This is a genomic window from Rhizobium sp. CBN3, assembly GCF_030518245.1.
Lineage (GTDB): Bacteria > Pseudomonadota > Alphaproteobacteria > Rhizobiales > Rhizobiaceae > Rhizobium > Rhizobium aethiopicum_A.
The window spans coordinates 1-4,680 of the sequence record NZ_JAULSE010000061.1; the positions used below are offsets into that span (position 1 = coordinate 1).

Annotated in this window: 4 protein-coding genes; 3 read left to right on the forward strand and 1 reads right to left on the reverse strand. The window is 62.8% G+C overall.

Annotated features, from left to right (window positions below):
* Window positions 1-164: 164 nt before the first annotated feature.
* The gene (locus QWJ46_RS30770) at window positions 165-698 is read right to left on the reverse strand and encodes a GcrA family cell cycle regulator (protein WP_184459365.1); all 534 of its coding nucleotides are present in this window, start codon (window positions 696-698) and stop codon (window positions 165-167) included.
* 424 nt (window positions 699-1,122) lie between these two features.
* Here QWJ46_RS30770 and QWJ46_RS30775 point away from each other — a divergent pair, with 424 nt between their 5' ends.
* From QWJ46_RS30775 to QWJ46_RS30785, 3 genes are all read left to right on the forward strand, one after another.
* On the forward strand, window positions 1,123-2,322 hold the full coding sequence (locus tag QWJ46_RS30775) for an aspartate aminotransferase family protein (RefSeq protein ID WP_302756299.1): 1,200 nt from the start codon (window positions 1,123-1,125) through the stop codon (window positions 2,320-2,322).
* 37 nt (window positions 2,323-2,359) lie between these two features.
* The gene (gene argF / locus QWJ46_RS30780; protein ID WP_210629324.1) at window positions 2,360-3,274 is read left to right on the forward strand and encodes an ornithine carbamoyltransferase; all 915 of its coding nucleotides are present in this window, start codon (window positions 2,360-2,362) and stop codon (window positions 3,272-3,274) included.
* Between the two features lie 94 nt (window positions 3,275-3,368).
* Complete coding sequence (locus QWJ46_RS30785; RefSeq protein WP_184459362.1) at window positions 3,369-4,361, forward strand: Hsp33 family molecular chaperone; 993 nt, start codon at window positions 3,369-3,371, stop codon at window positions 4,359-4,361.
* Window positions 4,362-4,680 lie beyond the last annotated feature (319 nt).

The window sequence follows — 4,680 nt, forward strand, 5'->3', positions numbered from 1 at the left end:
GGAATAGGGTCGCGTCATCCATGCCGGCCATCCTTTCCCGGCATGCATAGGGAATCACATTTCCGCTGATTTGCGAATCCCCGATTCCGGAAAATTGCAGCACGCTCTAATCATAAAAAAACGGGCCGCTCGGCCCGTTTCTCACTCTCGACGATGTCGCCTTCTCAGCTGACCCGCGCCGCCGCCCGGCGGCGTTCGTTGATCGGCTGATAGGCAAGCTTCTGATGATAGCTGCAGTAGGGCGAATTGTCCGGGGATTCGCAGCCGCAGAAATGGAAATCTTCCTTGAGCGGATCGCCAACCGGCCACTTGCAGGTGCGTTCGGTGAGCTCCGTCAGGCCGAGGCGGCGGGAAATCGGCACCACCACGTTGCCCTTCGGCACGTATTCCATTTCCTCGACCGTTTCGATCTCGATCTCTTCCTTCAGCAGGGTTGCGCCCTGCTGGCGGGTGACGGTGCGGGTGGCGATCCGGGAGGCGTAGTTCGGGGCGCGCGGCGCCGATGTCTGGCGCTTCGGCGTGCGCGCCGCGGTGGCTGTGCCGCCGGCCTTGGCACGGCCGGGAAGGCTGAGCCTGTGCACCTTGCCGATAACCGCGTTTCGGCTGACCCCGCCAAGCTGCGCAGCAATCTGGCTGGCGCTCAGTCCTTCGGCCCAAAGCTTCTTGAGTTTCTCGACCCGCTCGTCTGTCCAGTTCATGCCCTGTCTCCACCTTTTGCGTTGGTGATGGCAGAATCCCTCACCGTTGTCCCGGAAGCCTCCGAAACAAGAAACGCTTGATCAATTTTGGTGACTAGTTCCGCCGCATGCAGTCTAGTAATTGAACTTTAACCTAGTGTGAGGCTGACTCCGTGACAAGAGTCGCGGGAATCCGGATGAATCGAATTTCAAGTTTTCCCCAACTTGCTGCCTCTGCGTGTCATTTCTGCAATAATGCCTGTTGATGGCCGAAAGCGCCGCTGTACAAGCTTGCTGCATACGCTAAGGCCGCAGTTTTGTTGACATTGCAGCGCGAAAAGGAAATAGTACCGCTCGCCGCCGAAAGGCGGCATTTTTGATTTTTCGGACCTGGTTTTGTTAGCCGGAATCCGTGCATGACAACACTGAACGGGAGACCCGCGCCATGGCTGAAGCCGCGCCGCTTTATGACACCTATTCTCGCGCCCCGCTGCGGTTCGAGCGAGGCGAGGGCGTATGGCTGATCACCGAGAGCGGCGAGCGTTATCTCGATTTCGGCGCCGGTGTCGCCGTCACCTCCGTCGGCCACGGCAACCCGCATGTGGTCGCGGCGCTGAAGGAGCAGGCCGACAAGGTCTGGCACCTCTCCAACATCTATGAGATCCCCGGCCAGGAGCGCCTGGCCAAGCGCCTGACGGACGCCACCTTCGCCGACAAGGTGTTCTTCACCAATTCGGGCGCCGAGGCGCTCGAATGCGCCATCAAGACGGCGCGCCGCTATCAGTTTTCCAAGGGCCATCCCGAGCGGTTCCATATCATCACCTTCGAGGGCGCCTTTCACGGCCGCACGCTCGCGACGATTGCCGCCGGCGGCCAGGAGAAATATCTCGAAGGCTTCGGCCCCAAGGCGCCGGGTTTCGATCAGGTGCCGTTCGGCGACATCGAGGCTGTGCGCGCCGCCATTACCGATGCCACCGCCGCAATCCTGATCGAGCCGGTGCAGGGTGAGGGCGGCGTGCGTCCGGCCACCAGCGAATTCATGAAGGCGCTGCGTAAGATCTGCGACGAACACGGCCTGCTGCTGATCCTCGACGAGGTCCAGACGGGTGTCGGCCGCACCGGCAAGCTCTTCGCCCATGAATGGTCCGGCATCACGCCCGACATCATGGCCGTCGCCAAGGGCATCGGCGGCGGTTTCCCGCTCGGCGCTTGCCTTGCCACAGCAGAGGCCGCTTCCGGCATGAAGGCCGGCACCCATGGTTCGACCTATGGCGGCAATCCGCTGGCCATGGCGGTCGGCAGCGCCGTGCTCGACGTCATCCTCGCCGATGGCTTCCTTGAGCATGTGCGCGACGTCGCGCTCGTCTTCCGCCAGGGGCTGGCCTCGCTCAAGGATCGTTATCCCGATGTGATCGAGGATATCCGAGGCGAGGGGCTTCTGCTCGGCGTCAAGGCTGCGGTTCCCTCGGCCGAATTGCTGCAGGCAATCCGCGCCGCGCATCTGCTCGGCGTGCCGGCTGGCGACAATGTCATCCGCCTTCTTCCGCCGCTGGTGGTCACTGCTGAGGAAGCCCGCGAGGGGCTCGTGCGCCTCGAGCGCGCCGCCGAGAGCATCCGCGCCGCCAAGATCAAGAAGACGGCTTGAAGGGATCGCCGCCTTCGGGCGCACGACAGGTAAGAACATGGCTCCTAAACATTTCCTCGATCTTTCGGCCGTCACATCGGCCGACCTCAGAACCATCATGAACGACGCGCTCGCCCGCAAACAGGCCTTCAAGGCGGGCAAGGGCGACAAGCCGCTCGCCGGCAAGATGCTGGCGATGATCTTCGAGAAGCCGTCGACGCGCACCCGCGTCTCTTTCGACGTCGGCATGCGCCAGCTCGGCGGCGAAACGCTGTTCCTGTCCGGCACCGAAATGCAGCTCGGCCGCGCCGAGACGATCGGCGACACCGCCAAGGTGCTGTCGCGTTATGTCGATGCGATCATGATCCGCACCACCGAGCATTCGCGCCTGCTGGAGCTTGCCGAACATGCGACCGTGCCTGTGATCAATGCCCTGACGGACGATACCCATCCCTGCCAGATCATGGCCGATATCATGACCTTCGAGGAGCATCGCGGCCCGATCAAGGGCAAGACCATCGCCTGGACCGGCGACGGCAACAATGTGCTGCATTCGCTGGTCGAAGGGGCTGCCCGCTTCGGCTACCGCATGAACATGGCCGTCCCTCTTGGTTCGGAGCCCAAGGATCACTATCTGAACTGGGCCCGCAATGAGGGCGCCGAAATCATGCTCTGCCATGATGCCGACCGTGCGGTCGAAGGCGTCGATTGCGTGGTGACCGATACCTGGGTCTCCATGAATCAGGAACATCGGGCCCGGGGTCATAACGTCTTCCAGCCTTATCAGGTCAATGCGGCCCTGATGGCCAAGGCCGGCAGCGATGCATTGTTCATGCATTGCCTGCCCGCGCATCGCGGTGAGGAAGTGACGGACGAGGTGATCGACGGCCCGCAATCCGTAGTCTTCGATGAGGCGGAAAACCGTCTTCATGCGCAGAAGTCGATTCTTGCTTGGTGCCTGGGCGCGATCTGAACCATAGTCGGATGTTGCGAGTCATAAGCTTGCGGCCCGACTGCGCGAGCGCCGGACACTTTGGCCGCCGCTCCCGAAACTAGGAGTGAAAGCCATGGCAGAAGCTGCAGCCGCCCTCGGCCAGTTCGATTTCGCCGGCGATGATCATGTCGTCCCCTTTCAGGTGGAGGGTCTGGATGTGCGCGGCCGCGCCGTCCAACTCGGCCCGATGCTCGATGCCATCCTCGAGCGCCATCATTATCCCGCGCCCGTCGCCCGGCTGCTTGCCGAAGTCGTCGTGCTGACCGTGTTGCTCGGCACGTCGCTGAAGTTCGACGGCAAGTTCACCGTGCAGACCAAGGGCGACGGCCCGGTCGATCTGCTCGTCGCCGATTTCTCGACGCCGGAAAATGTGCGCGCCTATGCCCGTTTCGACCGGGCGCTGCTCGACCAGGCCATTGCCTCAGGCGAGACCGAGCCGGAGCAATTGCTCGGCAAGGGCGTGCTCGCCTTCACCATCGATCAGGGCAAGTTCGCCCAGCCCTATCAGGGCATTGTCGCGCTCGACGGCACCTCGCTCGAAGACATTGCCGGCGTCTATTTCCGCCAGTCGGAGCAGATCCCGACGCGTGTGCGCCTGGCTGCGGCCGAACTCTTCGACCGTGACGATGCCGGCAAGCCGCGCCACCGCTGGCGGGCAGGCGGCCTCGTCGCCCAGTTCCTGCCGGAAGCGCCGGAGCGCATGCGCCAGCCCGATCTCCACGGCGGCGACGGCGATGACGGCGACCGCCCGCATGGCGAGGACGACGCCTGGACCGAAGCCCGCTCGCTGGTCGAGACCATCGATGCCGACGAGCTGACCGATCCGCAGGTCGGCACGGAGAGGCTGTTGTTCCGCCTGTTCCACGAGCGCGGCGTGCGTGTCTTCGAGCCTCGCGCCGTCTTCGACCGCTGCAGCTGTTCGCGGGAAAAGATCGGCAACGTACTGAAGGGTTTCACCGCCGAAGAGATCGAGGCCAGCCAGGAAAACGGCGAAATATCCGTCACCTGCGAATTCTGCTCCACCACCTACCGCTTCGAAGCGGCCGAGCTTCAGCCGGCGGAATAATTCTCGGCGGCGCCAAAAACCCCTCCCCAACCCCTCCCCACAAGGGGGAGGGGCTTGGATGCCGCACCCACTGTTTTCTATTTCACCGTCTCATCCGCAGAGCGGCTGATGTCTGCTGCCGTTGGCGCAGCGTTAACCCCCCTTGTGGGGAGGGGTTGGGGTGGGGACTTTTTCAGATCTCGGCAATCTCTTGAGCGGGAACTTGCCCCTTAGAGCATGCTGTTTTCATACGGAAGCATAGCCTGAGTTTGTGAGATAGTTGGCGCATTCGGCCGGCGAGAATGCGTCGAGCAATTCACCGGCCTTGCGCCATGTTGCT

What these genes read in the sequence shown, in the direction of transcription:
- QWJ46_RS30775 (WP_302756299.1), top strand. Translation starts at nt 1,123, where the DNA reads ATGGCTGAAGCCGCGCCGCTTTATGACACCTATTCTCGCGCCCCGCTG.
- QWJ46_RS30770 (WP_184459365.1), bottom strand. Translation starts at nt 698, where the DNA reads ATGAACTGGACAGACGAGCGGGTCGAGAAACTCAAGAAGCTTTGGGCC.
- argF (WP_210629324.1), top strand. Translation starts at nt 2,360, where the DNA reads ATGGCTCCTAAACATTTCCTCGATCTTTCGGCCGTCACATCGGCCGAC.
- QWJ46_RS30785 (WP_184459362.1), top strand. Translation starts at nt 3,369, where the DNA reads ATGGCAGAAGCTGCAGCCGCCCTCGGCCAGTTCGATTTCGCCGGCGAT.